Consider the following 18,717-nt stretch of genomic DNA (forward strand, 5'->3'; position numbering starts at 1 on the left):
TATCATAATAAACAGAGACTGTCAATCAACGCCCTTCGCCTGGTTCAAAAGATGGCAGGAAACGTAATGTCCCGTCTCGATTTCCCTAAGCTGCGGTGTCACGCTGCGGCATTGTTCCGTGGCGTATTTACACCGTTTCTCGAATCTGCATCCCTCCTTGCAGTTGATCGGACTTCCCACCTCGCCTTCCAGCGGAATCAGTGTCTTCGAGCGCTCAAATTCCGGATCCGGTACGGGAATTGCCGACAGCAGTGCCTTCGTATACGGGTGCTGCGGATTCCGGTACAGCTCCGCGCTGGATGCCAGCTCCACGATATGTCCCATGTACATGACGCCCACCCGGTCGGATATGTGTTTCACCATGGATAAATCATGGGCGATAAAGAGGTACGTCAGCCCCAGCTCCTTCTGGAGGCGCACCAGCAAATTGACCACCTGAGCCTGGATCGACACATCGAGAGCCGATATGGGTTCATCACAGACGATGAACTTCGGGTCCACGGCCAGCGCCCTGGCAATGCCGATTCTCTGACGCTGTCCGCCGGAGAATTCGTGAGGGAAGCGGTTCGCATGTTCCTTGTTGAGCCCCACCAGGCTTAACAGCTCATGCACCCGCTCCATCCGCTCCTTACCCGGATATAAATCATGGTTCTTCATTCCCTCCGCCACGATGTCGCCCACCGTCATTCGCGGGTCTAAGGAGGCGTAAGGATCCTGGAAGATGATCTGGGCGTTCTTTTTAAACCATTTTATCTCATCCTTCGTCTTTAACTGGCTCACATCTCTTCCGGCGAACTCGATAGTCCCCGAGGTGGCCGGATACAGCTTTACGACGGTTCGTCCGCAGGTCGTCTTGCCGCATCCCGACTCCCCCACCAGCCCCAGGGTCTCCCCGGCGCAGATGTCGAAGGACACGTCATCCACCGCCTTTAAAATCCCCTTTTTCCGCACTGGAAAATACTTCTTCAAATGTTCCACATGGACCATGGGTTTCTGATTATCTTTATCCATCCCTGTCATGATTCAAAAACCCTCCTTATATCATCGTAATCAAATGCCTCCCTGGCCATCGGATGATGGAGCCAGCAGGCTGCCTTGTGGGTATCTGACACCTCCGTATATTCCGGCGGCGCCTGACGGCAGATTTCCATGCAGTACTTGCACCTTGTGGCAAATCCGCAGCCCTTCGGCGGCGAGATGAGATCCGGCGGCGTCCCCGGAATTACCTCCAGCTGCGCCTTGTTCTCCACATTCAGCCTGGGTACCGCGTTTAACAGGGCATTGGTGTACGGGTGCTGCGGCGCATTGAAAATGTCGAAGACATTACCATATTCCACAATGCATCCCGCATACATAACCGCGATCGTATCCGCCATACCGGCCACAACTCCCAGATCGTGGGTAATCATGATAACCGATGTATTGTTTGCTTTCTGTATCTCCTTCAGCAGTCCGATGATCTGCGCCTGAATCGTAACATCCAGCGCCGTAGTCGGTTCATCCGCAATCATCAGCTTCGGATTGCAGGCCAGCGCGATGGCGATTACCACTCTCTGACGCATTCCGCCTGAAAATTCATAGGGATACTGATGCACTCTCTCATCCGGATTGGGAATATCCACCTTTTTAAGCAGCTCCACAGCCCTCTGCATGGCTTCCCGTTTTCCTACCTTCTGATGTTCCACGATGCTCTCCATGATCTGCCGCCCGATCTTCATGGTCGGATCCAGAGATGTCATGGGATCCTGGAAGATCATGGCCGCATCCTTGCCTCTGTAATCCTGCCACTGTTTTTCCGTAAACCTTAAAATATCCGTGCCTTCAAATAAAATGCTGCTCTCTTTCTTTACCTCTCCCGGGGGTGAGGCGATCAGCCCCATAACCGCCTTGGAAGTCACCGTTTTACCGCTTCCGGACTCCCCGACGATTGCCATGGTCTTTCCGGCGTCCAGCGTAAAATCCACGCCCCGGACCGCCTGTACCTCCCCGGCATATGTATGAAATGAAACCTTTAAATTCTTAACCTCAAGTAATGGTTGACTCATAGGTGATGCCTGCCTTTCCTCTATTATTCACAAACAGTGCTACTGGCGCAGTTTCGGATCAAATGCATCCCTGAGTCCATCGCCCAGCAGGTTAAATGCCAGCATGGTCACAGAGATTGCCAGCGCCGGGAAAATCAGCTCATGAGGATAGTAGGACATCTGCTGCTGGCCCAACGCGGCCATAGCGCCCCAGCTTGTCAGCGGCGGCTGGATTCCCATACCTACGAAGCTTAAAAACGCTTCCGCAAAGATAAAGGATGGTATGGAAAAGGTTGTATTGATAATAATCAGGCTCAATGTATTGGGAAGCAGGTGCGTTACGATGATCTGAAGAGGAGGCGTTCCCAGCGCCCGGGCTGCCAGAACGTATTCGCTCTCCTTCAGCTCCAGCACCTGGCCTCTCACGATTCGCGCCAGATTCGTCCAGCTTGTGATACACAGCGCGATCAATAGGGAGGTCATGCCCTTTCCCAGCACCACGGACATGATAATAACCACCACCATGTACGGCACTCCCACCAGGATTTCCACAATTCTCATCATGATATCATCCACAAGTCCGCCGCAGTACCCGCTGATGCCGCCATATAAAACTCCGATGACGAGTGACACGATCGCGCCCACGATACCAATCGTTAAGGAGATTCTTCCCCCCATCCAGATTCTCGCGAAGATATCCCGCCCCAGATCGTCCAGTCCGAACCAGTGCTGCAAGGAGGGCGTCTGATTCGTAAATTCAATATTCTGCTCGTCAAACGGGTGGGGATAAATATACGGCCCTATGGCGCACATCACCAGAATTAACAGGAGCACCACCAGGCTCACCATCGCTACTTTATTCTGTTTTAATCTCCGGACCGCGTCCTGCCAGTAGGAGATACTGGGGCGCACCACGGACTCTGATTTCTGTTCATCCACCCCGACACGCCGGAATAGATCCTTTGTTACTGTCATTTCATTTCCCTGTTCCATGGCTCTCCTCCTTACTTTCCTTCAATGATGCCCTTACGGACTCTCGGGTCAACGATTGCATATAAAATATCCATCACGACAATCGAAAGAATGAAGATGAAGGAAAAGAATATGGTCGTAGCCAGAACCATCGGGTAATCACGGCCATTGACGCTGTCCACGTAGTAACGGCCCAGACCCGGTATGGAGAAAATTCTCTCGATCACGAAGGACCCCGTCACGATTCCCGCCACCTGCGGCGCCACGATCGAGATAATCGGAGTGATGCTGTTGCGGAGCACGTGGCGTGTAATGATTTTCCAGTTGGACAGCCCCTTGGCCTTGGCCAGCAGGATATAGTCAGAGCTCAGCACATCCAGCACCGAGGACCGCATAAACCGCGAATACGTAGCCAGGCCGCCGATCGATGCCGCCAGCGTCGGCAGCGCCGTATAACGGAAAATGTCGGGAATCTTCATCCCCGGAGACACCCAGCCGACAATCGGAAAATAATCTCCGCCGCCGTATTTCTGGAGCAGGGCGGCAAAAACGAAGCTTGGGATGGATACCCCCACAATTGCGATAAATATCGTAATGAAATCGATCCACGTCCCCCGGTGGAAGGCCGCCAGAATTCCCAGAAGCAGACCGAGAACCAGTCCTAACACCACGGCCTGAATCCCCAGCCTTGCAGAAGCCGGAAAACGGTCCTTAATAATCTGATTCGCAGTAAGGCCCGGAGTCTTATAAGACTCTCCCAATTCTCCGTGAAGAAGATTCTTCAAATAAATAACATACCGTTCCCCCATCGGCTTATCCAGCCCCCAGCGGGCCTTCAGGTTCTCCACCACAGCCTCGGGAAGCACCTTGGTGTCCGCCTGCATCGGATCGCCCGGTATGACGCTGACCAGGAAGAAGGTTATTGTCAGAATTACCCAGAGTGTAACAATCATATAACCTATCTTCTTCAAAATATACTTTACCATCTTGAACCTCCCATCCTGTTTCTGACTCATGCGTTTCGTCGTAATCCATTTGCCGTAATCCATTGATTCATGCCGTGCAGTAATAGTCAGGCGCACAATGCGGGGCAGTAAATACCTGCCCCGCATTGTCAAAGTCCATGTTCCTGTCTCTTAATCCTATTCTACATATGCACTTTTCAGTTCGATTGCCGGGCCGCCGGCTCCATTAATATAGAAGCCCTTCACGCTGCTCTTTGCCACATTCTTGTCGTATGTAAAGGTAATCGGCGCCAGACCACAGTGTTCCACTGTGATAATCTTCTCTGCCTCTGCAAATTTCTCGCCGCGCACCTTCATATCGGATTCCGTCTTGCACGCCTCCACCAGCTCATCGTACTTCGCATCGGAGAAGAATGCCGGGTTGTTGCCGTCGCCGGTCATATAGCACTGCATAAATGTCATCGGATCATTATAGTCAGCGCCCCATCCGGTCTGGCATACCTGATACAGCCCCTTAGATACCTGGTTGTTAAAGGATGAATTGTCGGATGCCGTATCGATTTTAACAATCACGCCAAGCTTTGTCTGCCACTGGTTCTGGTAATACTCTGCCTGAACCTTCGTATCATTATCAGAGTTCTTCTGAAGGAACGTCACTGTAATCTGCTCTCCCTCTTTTCCGAGCTCCTTTAAGCCCTCCTCCAGCAGTGCCTTCGGATCCTGAGCCAGAAAATCCTTCATCGGCTCCGGATAGATATCGCGGAACAGTTCTTCGCCGATACTTAAACCGTAAGGAATCATGCCGTAAGCGGCCTGGTCCTTCTTCATAACATTTTTAACGAGAGATTCTCTGTCCAGCGCGATGGAAAATGCCATACGGATCTTCTCATTTGTAAAGATTCCGTTGGGATCTTCATTGTTAAAGCAGATATAGCTGTATCTCGGCTGCGGTCCCTCTAAGAGCTGGACCTCGCCGCCGTCGATTTTAGCCTTTAACGTATCTGCATACTCGCTGCGGACCTTTCTTAAGATATCAAGCTGACCCTGATTAAACATCTGCTCTCTCGTATTCTCGTCCTGCGCCAGCACCATGTTGACGGTTTCCAGCTTTACATTTGCCGCATCCCAGTAATTCGGGTTCTTCTTCAGCACGATCTTGGAACCGCGGACCCACTCTGATGCGTAGAATGGACCTGAACTGCTGAGTTCATCTGCCGTCGCACCGTAGGAAGAGTTCTTCTCGCCCTGTGTCTTGGATTCCGGGACCGGAGTCACATTGGCAAATGTCATCAGCTGTAAGAAATATGGAAGCGGTTCTGTCAGGGTGATTTCCAGCGTCTTGTCATCAACCGCCTTCGCCGCTACATCTTCCTTGCTTCCCTTGCCCGTATTGAAATCCTCTCCGCCTTTGATGCAGTAGAAGATTCCCGCGTTGTGACAGTTGACTTCCGGATCAAAAATCCTGCGAATAGAGTTTACATAATCCTGAGCCGTTACGGCCGTACCGTCGGAATACTGATTGTCTCTCAGCTTAAAAGTCCATACCAGTCCGTCATCGGAGGTCTCCCAGCTCTCTGCGCCTCCAGGCGTCACTTTTCCGTCCATCAGACGGATCAGCGTCTCCTGAATCTCCAGCACAATTGCATTCTTCTGCTCGTCATCGGAACGGCCCGGATCCAGCGTATCCGGATCACTGAACATTGGAATAGTCACCACCTGTTCCACAGCACCCGCAGGCGCTTCTTCTGCCTTTGTTTCGCCTCCGGCCTTCGTCTCACTGCCCGCTGCAGTCGTCTGCGTACCGGTCGTATCCGGTGTAGATGTCTTGGAGCTGCCGCACGCGGTTAAGGATGCCGCCATCACTGTTGCCAGACATAAAGCTAACCATCTTTTTTTCATAAAATCCTCTCCTTCTCTAAAACATTTTAAGCAATTAACAGATTCTGTTATTTCATTGCTTTACAACCAATCATCTAAAGCTCTTTATATCTCTCACTACGTATAAATTCATCCAGGGCAACGCTTTCCCCCTCATGAATTCTGGAATATTCAGCCGCTAACGCAATGATATGGCTCTGTATCGACACATCGACGCCGGTTCTTAACTGTCCCTTCGTCTCGCCTTCCTCTACCGCCGCCAGAAAATCGTGGATCAGGCGGTTATCGCCTCCCGCGTGGCCGGATAAATCGCCTGCCGTCGCATTGATATCATAAACCTCCGTCTCTTTTCCAAAATTCGTAACCTTCACAATTCCCGTATGTAAATCACCGATGATATCCCCCATAGTGCCCATGACCTTGATATCACGGCCTCCTCCGCTGGTAAATGCACTCATGGTAAAGTTGACCGTCACACCGCCCTCAAATTCCATATTGACCACCTGATGGTCCACCACGTTGTTATCGCAGTGATAGACACAGCGGCCGTAAGGTCCGGTCTTAATCTGGTCATAGATGGCCTCCTCGGTCAGTGTCTGGGAGAGTACGCAGCACGGCCACGCATCGTCACCGGTCAGATTCTTCTCAACAACATTGCGGATTCCAGTGCCTTTATCCGTGATATAGATCTTTTCCGCATCATACGGACAGTTCTCCTTTGCCGCACATCCGTCGAGGCAGCGCATGGCACAGCCGTCCGGAGCCATGGATTCCTTAAATAAATAGGTGGAACCATAGGATGAAACCCGTTCGCACTTCTTTCCCAGGAGCCATACGAAGATATCCATGTCATGGCAGCATTTTGCAAGAATCATCGGGCTCGTCTCCACAGAGTCGCGCCAGTTGCCTCTCACAAAGCTGTGAGCCTGGTGCCAGTATTTGACGTTCTCAAGTCCCTGGACGCTGACCACGTCTCCGATCTGTCCGGACTCGATCACCTCTTTTATCTTCGAATAAAATGGAGTATAACGGAGCACATGCCCCACAGCTACCATACGTCCATATTCGTGGGCCGTTTTCTGCAGAAGGAGACACTCCTCCAGGCTGGGAGAAATGGGCTTTTCGCAGAGAATGTGATATCCCTTCTTAATCGCCTCCACCGCCTGGGCCACATGCTGTTTGTCCTGGGTCGCTATCACCAGGATATCGGCGAGCTTCGGCTGTTTCAACAAGTCTTCCACCGTTTCAAAACAATTTTCAGGCGCTACCCCGTACTCTTCCCGGGCCGCCTCCCTCTTTCCGGCAACCGGGTCCGCCACCGCCACTACCTTCATCTCCTCCGGCGCTACAAGCTGATAATGGGCATAGATATCATTTCCCCGATTGCCCAGTCCTGCAATTGCCGCTGTTACTGGTCTCTCCATATTGATGTCCTCCTTAATATGAGCTCCTGACGGATCTTTACAAATCCCACAGGTGCGATACATGCCATCTCCGCTCCTTCTGCCTCTAAACCGGGTACGTAAAAAGGAAAGTAAGAGGATGGCTGATTGACATAATTCATAAGGCTTCATTTTCCGTCCATCCAAAGCCATGCGGGAATCATAAATAACATTGGACCTGTAAGCTATATGCTATATGCTATATGATAGGTTAAAAACTTAAAAAATAAAAAAACGACCTCCTCGTTCTCATCTGCTTACATTAAAAATAGCACATTACTCAATATTTGTCAATATATCCATTCTTTTTTAGAACATTTGACGAACCCCCTCCCTTATGGAGCCAGCACACAGCGGACTTTTTCACAGCCTGGCCGGAAAAGAGAGAGCGGGCGGCAGGGAGGGAAAGGTGAATGATGCAGAGGTCGGTGGGACTTAGGGCGAACAGCCGCCGGAGCAGGGGCAAAATCGCGTTTTCAGGACGCAGCGGTAAGTCCCCCTCACATACGTTCGGCGGAATGGTTTGCGGGCACTGAGAGCGAACGCATCCGGCGTTCGGTCGAATTGCCCGGGACCCCTGCGGAGGGGGCTGTTCGCCCTTAGAGCGTGTTTGAAAAATGCTTTCTGCCAGCTGTGCGTCACACTTTGTGGGAGATTTGGCCCTGATGAAGGAGGCGTAGTGGGCTACGCTGACTGAATTGGGGCCAAATATGCCGCGAAGTGGGGCGTGCAGATGGCGGGAATGATTTTTCAAACACGCTCTAGTCCCACCCCCTCGGAATCCCTGAATCTTTCCCTCCCTGCCGCCCGCTCTCCCTTTTCCTCAATCCCCCACGCAAAAAGTCCGCGTATCTCCTCCTCCCTCCTCACTCCCCCTGAGCCGTATACATCTGAAAATACTCCCCTTCCGCACGCATCAGCTCCTCATGGGTCCCTTTCTCCACCACTTCTCCCTGCTTGATCACCAGGATCAGATCCGCATTTCTTATGGTCGACAACCGGTGTGCGATCACGAAACACGTCTTCCCCTCCATCAGCTTCCTCATGGCCTCCTGGATCTGGATCTCCGTCCTGGTATCCACGTTGGAGGTCGCTTCGTCGAGAATCAGCATCCTCGCCTCCAGCAGCATAGCACGCGCTATGGTCAGCAGCTGCTTCTGCCCCTTTGATATATTCGTCCCGTCATCTGTCAGAATCGTATCATAGCCTTCCGGAAGGCGCTTGATAAACGAGTGGATTCTGGCCGCCTTCGCCGCCGCCACGACCTCCTCCATCGTAGCCCCCTCTTTTCCGTATGCCAGATTCTCATAGATGCTTCCGTGGAACAGCCACGTATCCTGCAGCACCATGGCGTATGATTTCCTGAGACTCTTTCTCGTCACCTCCCGGATCTCATGGCCATCCACCCGGATTTCCCCGGAATTCGGGTCATAAAAACGCATCAGGAGGTTGATCAGTGTCGTTTTCCCCGCGCCCGTGGGGCCCACAACCGCAATAAGCCTGCCCTGCTCCGCCTTCAGGGAAAGGTCGTGCAAAATAATCCGGTCCTTTTCATAGCCGAAATTCACATGGGACAGTTCGACCTCTCCCCGGACTTCCTCCCCCTCGCGTCCCAGCTCTGCGGCGCCGGGCGCATCTGCCGTCTCCGGAATCTCATCCATCAGCACAAACACCCGCTCCGCCGCGGCCAGCGCAGACTGCAGGTCGCTCATAATGTTGGCAGCCTCATTGATCGGGCCGGAAAACTTTCTAGAATATAGTACGAAAGAAGAGATCTGCCCTACCGTCATATAGCCGACGAGATAGAGGAGCGCGCCGAATACACTGATTAAGGACAGCGAGAGATTATTGATAAAATTCACCATAGGCCCTACCACACTGCCGTAGTATTCCGCCCTGTAATACGTCTCCACGGCTTCCTTATTCCGCTCCGCAAATTTTCGAATGACATTTTCCTCCTGGCAGTAGGCCTTTAAGGTCTTCTGTCCGGTTACCATCTCTTCCACGAAGCCGTTTAAATTCCCCAGACTTGCAGATCTCGCACGGAAGAGCGGACGTGTCTTACCCGTTATGAACTTCGTAATACAGGCTGACAGCGGCACCGTAAACGCAAATACCAGCACCAGTCTCGGCGATATGACCACCATCATGTAAAGGGCGCCTCCCACCGTGATCACCGTGGTTAAAATCTGTATCAGATCGCTGGACAGCGACTCATTAACCGTGTCGATATCGTAGGAAATACGGCTGATAATATCTCCCGTCTGGTGAAGGTCGTAATACCCCGCGGGCAGAGCCAGCATCTTGTCAAATACGTCCTTTCTCATCCGGTATACCACTTTCCGGCTGATGGTAATCATCAGAACCGAAAGCGCATAGGACAGCACCGAGGAAATCACGTAAAATGCCGCCATCCATCCGGCATAATGGAAAACTCTCGAAAATTCCACCTTCCCCATACCCGGCTCGATGGCGTCAATGGCATAGCCCGAAAGCATGGGCCCCACCAAAGCCAGCAAATTGCTCCCCACCGTCATGATAGCAGCCAGGAGCAGGAGCCATTTATACTGAATCATATAGCGTCCGAGGCGGAGAATCGTGTGCTTTCTCTGAACCAGAGAGCGCCCCTGCGACTCATTATATGCGGCCTCCAGCCGTTTTTCACTTCTGCTGCGTGCAGCCATGGTCCCGCCCCCTTATATTCCCATCTGGGATTTTCCAATTTCCCGGTAAATTTCACACGTCTCCATCAGCTCCTGATGCGTCCCGTAACCGATCATCTGTCCATCCTCCAGCACCATGATGTGATCCGAATTCATGATGGAACTGATTCTCTGGGCGATGATCACGCAGGTCGTCTCCGCAAAATGTTCCCTCAGCTCCTTCCGAAGCGCCGCGTCCGTCTTATAATCCAGCGCACTGGAGGAATCGTCCAGAATCAGAATATCCGGTTTGGCTGCCAGCGCCCGGGCAATCAGAATTCTCTGCTTCTGCCCGCCGCTTAAATTGGCCCCCTTGATATCCAGCTGCGCTGAAATACCGCCTTTTTCCTCCACAAACTCACTGGCCCGGCCGTAAAGAACCGCTTCCATGACAGCTTCCTCACTTAGCTCCCTGCCCATATTGATGTTTTCCATAATGGTATCTTCAAATATCGTATCATTCTGAAATACGGTTCCGAAACGCTTTCTCAGCTCATGCAGCCCCATGGTGCGCACATCTCTTCCATCAATGCGGACCGCGCCCTGATCGGCATCGTAAAAACGCATCAGCAGGTTCACGATCGTCGTCTTTCCCGCTCCCGTGGCGCCTATAATCCCCAGCGTCTCGCCCCGCTTCAGCCGGAAACAGATGTCCTCCAGGTTATTTTCAACCTTATTATAGGAAAAGGATACGTGGTCAAATTCCACGTGGACTGCACCATTCTCCTCGCCAGTCCCCGCTTTTTTCTCCGTTCCTGTCTCGGTCTCCCACGCAGCTTCCTCCTCAGCTTCCATCTCCTGGAGAACCAGCTCCTGATCCGCATCCAGGACCTTCACAATACGCGAGGCCGAAGCCGCAGCCTTCGAAATCATGATAAACAGCCTGGAAATGGACATCAGCGCATTCAGAATGATCGTAAAATACGTCATGAACGCCAGTATTTTTCCGACCTCCGAAGCCCCCTGGTTCACCCGGCAGGCTCCGGCCAGAATAACAGCCACAAGCCCCAGATTTAAAAGCACATTCATCACAGGATTAGTGATGCTGGTGGTCACCGTAGCCTTCCGCTCCCAGTCCACCACCTCCCGGTTCGCCCGGTCAAAACGCTCCCGCTCATATGATTCCTTAGACAGCGCCTTAATCACACGGATACCCGCAATATCTTCCCGGATCAGCCGCACAAACCGGTCCACCCGCTCCTGCAGAACGGAGAACATGGGAATCGTCTTCCTTGAGACCACCACCACGACAATCGTAAGAAGCGGAAGAACCGCCAGCAGGATACACGCCAGTACCGGATCCAGCGCCATAGTCATGGTAATGCCGCCGATTAGGAGGATCGGTGCCCGTACTCCCAGCCGCTGGACTCTTCCGAGCATCTGATGAACGTTGTACGTATCGCTGGTCAGCCTGGATATCAGAGACGGCCTGGTGAAACGGTCGATCTGAGTGTTGGATAAGCGGCTCACCTTCTCGAATAAATCTCCCCGAATCGTCTCGATGGCGCTGCTGGCCACCCGGGATGCCATCCGGTTCGCCGCAACGCTGAACACCACCGCCAGAATCGAACAGAAAATCATGAAAAATCCCCACAAAAATATTTCCGGCCTCTGGTTTGCCGGAATCACCGTATCGATCATATAAGCCAGTGTCCACGGAAGAAATAAATCCATCAGCGTACCGGTAAACTTAATCAAAAAACCGATCGCCATACGCAGATAATACGGTTTTAAATAATACGAAAATATCTTCTTCATACTTCTACCTCGCCCAATGCCTCCATTATACAGGATTCAGCTGAAGCGTGCAAGAATCCGATCACTTTCCTATTGCACGAAAAACCGCCGTCCCGCGGCCATACCAGCCGCAGGACAACGGTTCTCCTGCACCTCTTCTTACTGTTCGCTTTCCTGCTTCGGCGGGCGGTTCACTGCCAAAGGCAGATTAATTCCCACCGGATTTAAGATAATACCGATGGCATCGCCTGCTAGCACCTGGGAAACCTTCTCCGCCGGTACGATTACCGGCCGCAGCTGGTCTTCCCGGTTAAACTTCTGGAATTCCAGAATATCTGTAAATGCCGCCTGATAGACATCTCCGTTCTTCATCTTTACCAGCGGGATTCCATTGCCCTCTTTCTGTATGGCAAGAATGAAAGTCCCCTTCCGGAAATGCATCTCGATCTCTTCCTGCAGTTCCATGAGCCTGGAATTCATCTCCGGTCCCGGCTGCCTTCTCGCCTCCTGCATATAATAAAGAGCAGTTAAATGCAGCGCCGGATTCTCCACCCAGACCTTGTCCTCCTCGCCGGGCTCGTCTCCTCTCCGTCTGACGAACTCCTCCAGCTGGATAAGCTCCTCTTTCCCGGAATCTGCTACGAAAATAGCGTTCACTCCCATTGTATACAGATTCGTATAGAATAAAAGCAGCTGTTTATTTTCCAGTTTAACGATGCTTACCGGGATCTTTTCCCCAGCCAGGCTCTTTGCCTTGGCTTCCGCCTCCTCCGGCTTAAAAAACACCAGAACCTCATCGTCAAATGTCTCCGGATCACACACGACATACGGCAGCTTCGTACATGCAGAAACCACCACATACAGGGCCTTCGTGTCTCTCAAACGCCCCAGCACCGCCTGCTTGTCTGTCTGTGCGCCATTCTTTCCTTCGTTATCCATGGGTATTTCTCCTTCTCTCTGATCAATCCTATCGTTCCGCTTCGCCATGATCCGGCTTAAGCCTCATCCTTCTTTGTCATCGCTTCCCGTTCCTTCTTAAGCTCCTCGTACAGAGCGTAAAAAGTCCAGCCGCAGTTCGTCTCCGTGACTACTGCCTTTAACTCAACCTTCGGCACACCGGCCCGGCGCAGTCCCGCGAGCAGCTCGTCGATCCGCCGGTTCGTAAAATTCTTCATAACCAGCATCTCTTCCTCCAGCTCCGGAAGCACAGTTCCCTCTTCCGTCTCCCGCTCGTCAAATCCTTCGAAACCAGCCAGATAACCAACCGTCTGCCCGGTCTGTTCCGGTGTAATATTCTTTATCCGGATGCCCATGCGGATCAGAACACCCTTTAATTTTGCCGCTTTCGACGCGTTGCCAGCCTCTTTCTCTCTCTCCGGCTGATAATACAGAACCATCTCTTTCGCCGCCACGCCTCTTCCTCCTGTTCCTAAAGCAGATGTTTTCTTAATTCTTCCCCGCTCAGAGGGCTTAAATACGCAGGCGCGATATCAAATACCGTTTTACAGCCCGCCGCGCCTTCCTTACTCAGACGGTAAGCCGCTCTCGCATACGCCACGATGACGGAGGCCGTGAACTCAGGGTTCGAATCCAGCTTCAGGCTGTACTCGATCACATGGCTGTGCTCATTCTCCCATCCCGTCTTTCCGGTGCGTATCACAAAGCCTCCGTGAGGAATTCCCTTATGATCTCTCATGAGCTCTTCCTCACTGATAAACCGGACCGTCGTATCGTAATCGGCGAAATAGTTGGGCATCGTCACGATCTCTTCCTCGATCCGCTTTAAATCAGCCCCTTCTTCCGCCACCACAAAGCATTCTCTCGTATGCTTCTGTCTCGTAGTCAGCTCCGGATTCTCTCCATCTCTCACAGCCTTCAGCGCGGCCTCAACCGGCACCGTATACTGTCTGGCGTCCTTCACGCCTTCCACGCGGCGAATCGCATCAGAATGCCCCTGACTGACTCCCCGGCCCCAGAAGGTATAATCGCTGCCCTCCGGCAGAACGGCATTGCCATACAGACGATTCAGGGAAAACATTCCCGGGTCCCAGCCCACAGAGATAATTCCCACGTGGCCGCCCTCCTTCGCCGCCGCGTCCACCGCCTCAAAATGCTCCGGTATCCTGGCATGTGTATCAAAACTGTCAACGACATTAAAACACTTTGCAAACTGCGGCGTCTGAACCGGCAGATCTGTAGCACTCCCGCCGCATAAGATCATCACATCAATCTCGTCCTTCATGGACTCCGCCTCCTGGACAGAACAAACCTTCACCCCGGGCGTCAGAATGTTCAAAGACTCTTTATCTCTCCTCGTAAAGACTGCCGCCAATTCCATATCCGGGTTATGCTTAACCGCACACTCCACGCCCTTACCGAGATTCCCATATCCTAATATACCAATTTTGATTGTCATATTCGTACTTCCTCTCCTTGTCATGTACTATCTAAAAGCTATCCCCATTATACCCCGGCTGTCCCCCATATGTAAATTGCTTTTTTAAGCCCCTCACAAAAAACAAAGCCGCATGGTGTCCAACCGGCACCCCATGCGGCTCCTAACTTTCAACCTTCACTTCTCTGCTACCAATCCCAACTTTAACATCAGGCCAGTGCGGCCTCTTCCTCCGGCATCTCTAATGCGGTCGTCTCATACTTGTCCAGGATTACTCTCTGAATCATGTCACGGGTATTCGAATTAATCGGGTGTGCGATGTCGCGGTATTCTCCATCTGCCGCCTTGCGGCTCGGCATGGCGATAAACAACCCCTTTTCTCCCTCAATTACTTTGATATCATGGATTACAAATTCATTATCCAGTGTAATTGATACGATGGCCTTCATCTTTCCTTCTTTTTCGATACGTCTTACCCTAACATCTGTAATCTGCATGTCAAAACCCCTTCCCGTCACATTACCTATAATGTGTATCTTTCGTTTTTCTCTACGACAATTTTAATATTGTCCGGTGTACCTATGTAAGTCGTATTGGCGCGGATTGTATCCCGGCTTTCTACTATGCAGTTCTCAATAACCGTGTTGTCCCCAATATACACATCATTTAAAATGATGGAATTCTTAATCACACAGTTATTGCCGATATAGGCTTTTTTAAACAGAACGGAATTCTCAACTACCCCATTGATGATGCTTCCGCTGGATACCAGGCTGTTCTTCACCACTGCGCCTGGATTATACTTTGCCGGCGGCAGATCGTCGATCTTGGAATATACATCCGGATACTGACGGAAGAAGTAATCTCTGACTTCCGGTTTTAAGAAATCCATGTTTGTTCTGTAGTAGGATTCTACGGAAGCGATATTTCTCCAGTAGGAATCCATCTTGTACGCATAGATTCTCTTTAAATTCTTATATCTCACCAGAATATCATTGACAAAGTCGTAGCGGTCTTCCATCGCGCAGCGCTCGATCAGCTCAATCAGCTGACGTCTTCTGATCACATAAATGCCGCACGATACGGTATTGGAGGAAGCCACCATGGGTTTCTCCTCAAAATCGGTAATTCTGCCGTCCTCGTTGGTTCCCACCAGACCGAAACGGGTTACGTCCTCTCCCTCAGGAAGGTCCGTGCAGACTACGGTGATATCGGCCTTTTTCTCAATATGATACTCGAGCACCTTGCCGTAATCCAGTTTATAGATACCATCACCGGCCGAGATGACCACGTACGGTTCATGGCTGTTCTTTAAGAAGGTAAGATTCTGATATAATGCGTCGGCAGTTCCACGGTACCAGTCGCTGCTTTCCGCCGTAATGGTTGGCGTGAATACGAATAAACCGCCCTGTTTTCTTCCGAAATCCCACCATTTGGAAGAACTTAAGTGCAGATGAAGAGACCTGGAATTATACTGGGTCAACACTGCCACGTTCTGAATATGGGAATTCGTCATATTGCTCAGTGCAAAATCTATGCTGCGGTAGCTGCCTGCGATCGGCATGGCTGCAATCGCCCTCTTATTGGACAATTCCCGCATTCTCTTACTGTTACCGCCTGCTAATACAATTCCTATTGCTCTCATCGCATACCACCTGCCTTTATGATGTAATCTCCGCTTGCCAGTAATCCGTCGGGATAGTCCTCTACGATCGTCTCCCCTACAACGGCGGTGTTCTTTCCAACCTTTACATTATCCGGGATAATAGAGTTCTCACCCACGGTAACCAGGTCAAACTGGTATACCTTCGGGTCATACTTGCTCGGTGCGTATTCACCCACGCCGAGTGCGACGTTTGATCCAATCTTGACATTCTCAGCGATGACAGCCTTATCGACTACGGAACCGGCGCCAATCACGCTCTCACGCATGATGATGGAATCCCGGATCACGGCGCCCTTCGCCACGGTAACACCTGCACCGATTACGGAATTATGGACTTCTCCGAATATCTCGGAGCCCTCTCCGATGATGCTTCTCTCAATCACTGCATCTTCTGATACATACTGAGGCGGAATGATATCACTCTTGGTATAAATCTTCCAGTATTCCTCATATAAATTGAACTCAGGAATAATGTCGATTAACTCCATGTTGGCTTCCCAGTAAGAACCTAAAGTACCTACGTCCTTCCAGTAGCCATTGTACTCATAAGCAAATATCCTCTGTCCGGCTGCATGGCAGTACGGAATGATATGCTTGCCAAAGTCACAGCCTGGTTCCTCTGACATCTTAATCAAGGCTTCTTTCAGTACTTTCCAGCTGAATATGTAAATACCCATGGAGGCCAGGTTGCTTCTCGGGTTCTCCGGCTTCTCCTCAAACTCCGTGATACGGTTGTTCTCATCAGTAATTACAATTCCGAAACGGCTGGCTTCCTCAATCGGTACCGGCATGGCAGCAATGGTGATATCTGCATTATTCGCTTTGTGATACTCAAGCATAACCTCATAATCCATCTTATAGATGTGGTCTCCTGAGAGGATTAACACATAGTCCGGGTTATACGTCTCCATAAACTCCAGATTCTGGTAGATCGCATTGGCTGTACCGGTATACCAGTCGCTGCCTTTGCTCTTCTCATAAGGTGGGAGAACGGTTACTCCACCCACATTACGGTCCAAATCCCACGGAATACCGATCCCGATATGGGTGTTTAAACGTAATGGCTGATACTGTGTCAAAACTCCGACCGTATCAACTCCCGAATTGATGCAGTTGCTGAGCGGGAAATCAATAATACGGTATTTCCCGCCAAACGATACTGCTGGTTTGGCTACCTTCTGTGTCAGTACACCTAAACGGCTTCCCTGGCCGCCTGCCAAAAGCATGGCAATCATTTCTTTTTTAATCACGTTATCACCTCTTGCTGTTAGAATTTTATTGTACTAGCATTATACCACACATTTGAAAAATAGTGAACAAATTTTTGAAATATTATTATACTTTTTTGTGCATTTTCCGACATTTTTCCATAAATATGGTTTTCTTTTACATTTCATGCCAGATATAGTGTTTTTACACAGTCTCCCCCTTGAATCGCAGCCCAAAATACAGTATAATCTTAATAAGTATGCGATCATATCAAAAGGAGAAATCATTATGGATTTAGTGACAGTAAGGCAAATATATAAGGACAGGGAGCAGTATTTAAACAAAGAGATTTCCATCGGCGGCTGGGTCAGAAGCCTTAGAGATTCCAAGGCTTTCGGCTTCATCGTCCTAAGCGACGGTACCTATTTTGAGACACTTCAGGTGGTCTACCACGACACCATGGAGAACTTTTCCGAAATATCCAAACTGAGCGTTGGAACCGCCCTGATTATAAAAGGTACCCTGGTTGCTACACCGGAAGCCAAGCAGCCATTCGAGATTCAGGCGACAGAAATCGTCATCGAAGGTGCTTCTTCGCCAGATTACCCTTTACAGAAAAAACGACACAGTTTTGAGTATTTGAGGACCATCTCTCATTTACGTCCCCGCACCAATACCTTCCAGGCGGTATTTCGTGTCCGCTCCTTAATCGCCTATGCGATCCACCAGTTCTTCCAGGAGCGTGATTTTGTGTATGTACACACCCCGCTCATCACGGGAAGCGACTGTGAAGGCGCCGGCGAGATGTTCCAGGTGACGACGCTTGACTTAAACGACATTCCGAAGACCGACGAAGGTAAGGTTGATTTCAGCCAGGACTTCTTCTGCAAACCGACCAACTTAACCGTAAGCGGCCAGTTAAACGCAGAGACGTATGCCATGGCCTTCCGCAATGTCTATACCTTCGGACCTACCTTCCGTGCGGAGAATTCCAACACGACCCGCCACGCCGCCGAGTTCTGGATGATCGAGCCGGAGATGGCATTCGCCGATTTAAACGACGACATGGACCTGGCAGAGTCCATGTTAAAATACGTGATCCGCTACGTACTGGAGCATGCTCCGGAAGAGATGAGCTTCTTCAGCCAGTTCGTGGATAAGGGACTTTTAGACCGTCTCCACAACGTATTAAATTCCGAATTCGCCCATGTTACCTACACCGAGGCCGTAGAGCTTCTGGAGAAGCACAACGACGAGTTCGACTACAAGGTATTCTGGGGCTGTGATCTGCAGACCGAGCACGAGCGCTATTTAACAGAGCAGCTCTTCAAAAAACCGGTCTTCGTAACCGACTATCCGAAGGAAATCAAGGCCTTCTACATGAAGATGAACCCGGATAACAAGACCGTGGCAGCCGTTGACTGCCTCGTTCCGGGAATCGGCGAGATCATCGGCGGAAGCCAGAGAGAGGACGATTACGACAAGCTCACGGCCCGCATGGACGAGCTGGGGTTAAAGAAAGAAGATTACCAGTTCTATCTCGATTTAAGAAAATACGGTTCCACCCGCCATGCAGGCTTCGGTCTGGGATTCGAACGCTGTGTTATGTATTTAACCGGCATGTCCAATATCCGCGACGTTGTTCCGTTCCCAAGAACCGTAAACAACTGTGAACTCTAGAATTCTACCACAAATTCCCTACCATTCCGGCAGGGAATTTGTGGTAT

15 protein-coding genes and 2 pseudogenes are annotated in these 18,717 nt (G+C 50.9%); 2 read left to right on the plus strand and 15 right to left on the minus strand.

The annotated features are described in order from the left end of the window. Nucleotides 1-21: 21 nt before the first annotated feature. The 7 genes and pseudogenes from H8S80_RS17475 to H8S80_RS34860 form a co-directional block, all read right to left on the minus strand. Nucleotides 22-1,020 carry an ABC transporter ATP-binding protein gene (locus tag H8S80_RS17475; RefSeq protein ID WP_002605701.1) on the minus strand — a complete coding sequence of 333 codons (999 nt, stop codon included), beginning with the start codon at nucleotides 1,018-1,020 and terminating at the stop codon, nucleotides 22-24. Then, complete coding sequence (locus H8S80_RS17480; protein ID WP_002605702.1) at nucleotides 1,017-2,045, minus strand: ABC transporter ATP-binding protein; 1,029 nt, start codon at nucleotides 2,043-2,045, stop codon at nucleotides 1,017-1,019. The genes H8S80_RS17475 and H8S80_RS17480 overlap by 4 nt, the downstream gene beginning before the upstream one ends. A 39-nt stretch (nucleotides 2,046-2,084) precedes the next feature. Further along, nucleotides 2,085-3,017: an ABC transporter permease gene (locus H8S80_RS17485; RefSeq protein ID WP_002605703.1), complete on the minus strand. Its 933-nt coding sequence runs from the start codon at nucleotides 3,015-3,017 to the stop codon at nucleotides 2,085-2,087. Between the two features lie 11 nt (nucleotides 3,018-3,028). Beyond that, the gene (locus H8S80_RS17490; protein WP_002605704.1) at nucleotides 3,029-3,982 is read right to left on the minus strand and encodes an ABC transporter permease; all 954 of its coding nucleotides are present in this window, start codon (nucleotides 3,980-3,982) and stop codon (nucleotides 3,029-3,031) included. Between the two features lie 156 nt (nucleotides 3,983-4,138). Continuing rightward, a complete protein-coding gene (locus tag H8S80_RS17495) occupies nucleotides 4,139-5,860 on the minus strand; it encodes a peptide ABC transporter substrate-binding protein (RefSeq protein WP_054356534.1) in 1,722 nt (573 codons plus the stop codon). 74 nt (nucleotides 5,861-5,934) lie between these two features. Further along, complete coding sequence (locus H8S80_RS17500) at nucleotides 5,935-7,263, minus strand: Gfo/Idh/MocA family protein (protein WP_025531802.1); 1,329 nt, start codon at nucleotides 7,261-7,263, stop codon at nucleotides 5,935-5,937. 298 nt (nucleotides 7,264-7,561) lie between these two features. Then, nucleotides 7,562-7,975, minus strand: a pseudogene (locus H8S80_RS34860) (DUF6783 domain-containing protein); the annotation flags it as partial. On the opposite strand from H8S80_RS34860, the pseudogene H8S80_RS34865 reads away from it, so the two are divergent. Then, nucleotides 7,892-8,242 (plus strand): annotated as a pseudogene (locus H8S80_RS34865) (DUF6783 domain-containing protein). The pseudogenes H8S80_RS34860 and H8S80_RS34865 overlap by 84 nt on opposite strands. On the opposite strand, the gene H8S80_RS17505 reads toward H8S80_RS34865, so the two are convergent. From H8S80_RS17505 to H8S80_RS17540, 8 genes are all read right to left on the minus strand, one after another. Beyond that, nucleotides 8,148-9,965 (minus strand): ABC transporter ATP-binding protein, encoded by a 1,818-nt coding sequence (locus tag H8S80_RS17505; protein ID WP_117632666.1) that lies wholly within the window; start codon nucleotides 9,963-9,965, stop codon nucleotides 8,148-8,150. The pseudogene H8S80_RS34865 and the gene H8S80_RS17505 sit on opposite strands and share 95 nt — an antisense overlap. 12 nt (nucleotides 9,966-9,977) lie before the next feature. Further along, nucleotides 9,978-11,741, minus strand: coding sequence for an ABC transporter ATP-binding protein (locus tag H8S80_RS17510; protein ID WP_117632667.1), 1,764 nt, complete (start codon nucleotides 11,739-11,741; stop codon nucleotides 9,978-9,980). Nucleotides 11,742-11,879: 138 nt separating this feature from the next. Continuing rightward, nucleotides 11,880-12,659 (minus strand): SseB family protein, encoded by a 780-nt coding sequence (locus H8S80_RS17515; protein WP_002605628.1) that lies wholly within the window; start codon nucleotides 12,657-12,659, stop codon nucleotides 11,880-11,882. A 56-nt stretch (nucleotides 12,660-12,715) separates the two neighbouring features. Then, nucleotides 12,716-13,132, minus strand: coding sequence for a DUF3783 domain-containing protein (locus H8S80_RS17520; protein ID WP_117632668.1), 417 nt, complete (start codon nucleotides 13,130-13,132; stop codon nucleotides 12,716-12,718). 17 nt (nucleotides 13,133-13,149) lie between these two features. Further along, nucleotides 13,150-14,136: a diaminopimelate dehydrogenase gene (locus H8S80_RS17525; RefSeq protein ID WP_002605626.1), complete on the minus strand. Its 987-nt coding sequence runs from the start codon at nucleotides 14,134-14,136 to the stop codon at nucleotides 13,150-13,152. Nucleotides 14,137-14,324: 188 nt separating this feature from the next. Continuing rightward, on the minus strand, nucleotides 14,325-14,612 hold the full coding sequence (gene spoVG, locus H8S80_RS17530; protein WP_002605625.1) for a septation regulator SpoVG: 288 nt from the start codon (nucleotides 14,610-14,612) through the stop codon (nucleotides 14,325-14,327). A 26-nt stretch (nucleotides 14,613-14,638) separates the two neighbouring features. Continuing rightward, entirely contained in the window at nucleotides 14,639-15,760 is a 1,122-nt protein-coding gene (gene glgD, locus H8S80_RS17535) for a glucose-1-phosphate adenylyltransferase subunit GlgD (protein ID WP_002605624.1), read from the minus strand. Further along, nucleotides 15,757-17,031, minus strand: coding sequence for a glucose-1-phosphate adenylyltransferase (locus tag H8S80_RS17540; protein ID WP_002605623.1), 1,275 nt, complete (start codon nucleotides 17,029-17,031; stop codon nucleotides 15,757-15,759). The genes glgD and H8S80_RS17540 overlap by 4 nt, the downstream gene beginning before the upstream one ends. Before the next feature lie 247 nt (nucleotides 17,032-17,278). On the opposite strand from H8S80_RS17540, the gene asnS reads away from it, so the two are divergent. After that, entirely contained in the window at nucleotides 17,279-18,670 is a 1,392-nt protein-coding gene (gene asnS / locus H8S80_RS17545; protein WP_002605622.1) for an asparagine--tRNA ligase, read from the plus strand. Nucleotides 18,671-18,717: the final 47 nt, after the last annotated feature.

The organism is Hungatella sp. L36, assembly GCF_014288035.1.

Bases quoted from the DNA above. Each gene is read 5' to 3' on its own strand.
- H8S80_RS17475 (WP_002605701.1), bottom strand. From the start codon at position 1,020: ATGACAGGGATGGATAAAGATAATCAGAAACCCATGGTCCATGTGGAA.
- H8S80_RS17480 (WP_002605702.1), bottom strand. From the start codon at position 2,045: ATGAGTCAACCATTACTTGAGGTTAAGAATTTAAAGGTTTCATTTCAT.
- H8S80_RS17485 (WP_002605703.1), bottom strand. From the start codon at position 3,017: ATGGAACAGGGAAATGAAATGACAGTAACAAAGGATCTATTCCGGCGT.
- H8S80_RS17490 (WP_002605704.1), bottom strand. From the start codon at position 3,982: ATGGTAAAGTATATTTTGAAGAAGATAGGTTATATGATTGTTACACTC.
- H8S80_RS17495 (WP_054356534.1), bottom strand. From the start codon at position 5,860: ATGAAAAAAAGATGGTTAGCTTTATGTCTGGCAACAGTGATGGCGGCA.
- H8S80_RS17500 (WP_025531802.1), bottom strand. From the start codon at position 7,263: ATGGAGAGACCAGTAACAGCGGCAATTGCAGGACTGGGCAATCGGGGA.
- H8S80_RS17505 (WP_117632666.1), bottom strand. From the start codon at position 9,965: ATGGCTGCACGCAGCAGAAGTGAAAAACGGCTGGAGGCCGCATATAAT.
- H8S80_RS17510 (WP_117632667.1), bottom strand. From the start codon at position 11,741: ATGAAGAAGATATTTTCGTATTATTTAAAACCGTATTATCTGCGTATG.
- H8S80_RS17515 (WP_002605628.1), bottom strand. From the start codon at position 12,659: ATGGATAACGAAGGAAAGAATGGCGCACAGACAGACAAGCAGGCGGTG.
- H8S80_RS17525 (WP_002605626.1), bottom strand. From the start codon at position 14,136: ATGACAATCAAAATTGGTATATTAGGATATGGGAATCTCGGTAAGGGC.
- spoVG (WP_002605625.1), bottom strand. From the start codon at position 14,612: ATGCAGATTACAGATGTTAGGGTAAGACGTATCGAAAAAGAAGGAAAG.
- glgD (WP_002605624.1), bottom strand. From the start codon at position 15,760: ATGAGAGCAATAGGAATTGTATTAGCAGGCGGTAACAGTAAGAGAATG.
- asnS (WP_002605622.1), top strand. From the start codon at position 17,279: ATGGATTTAGTGACAGTAAGGCAAATATATAAGGACAGGGAGCAGTAT.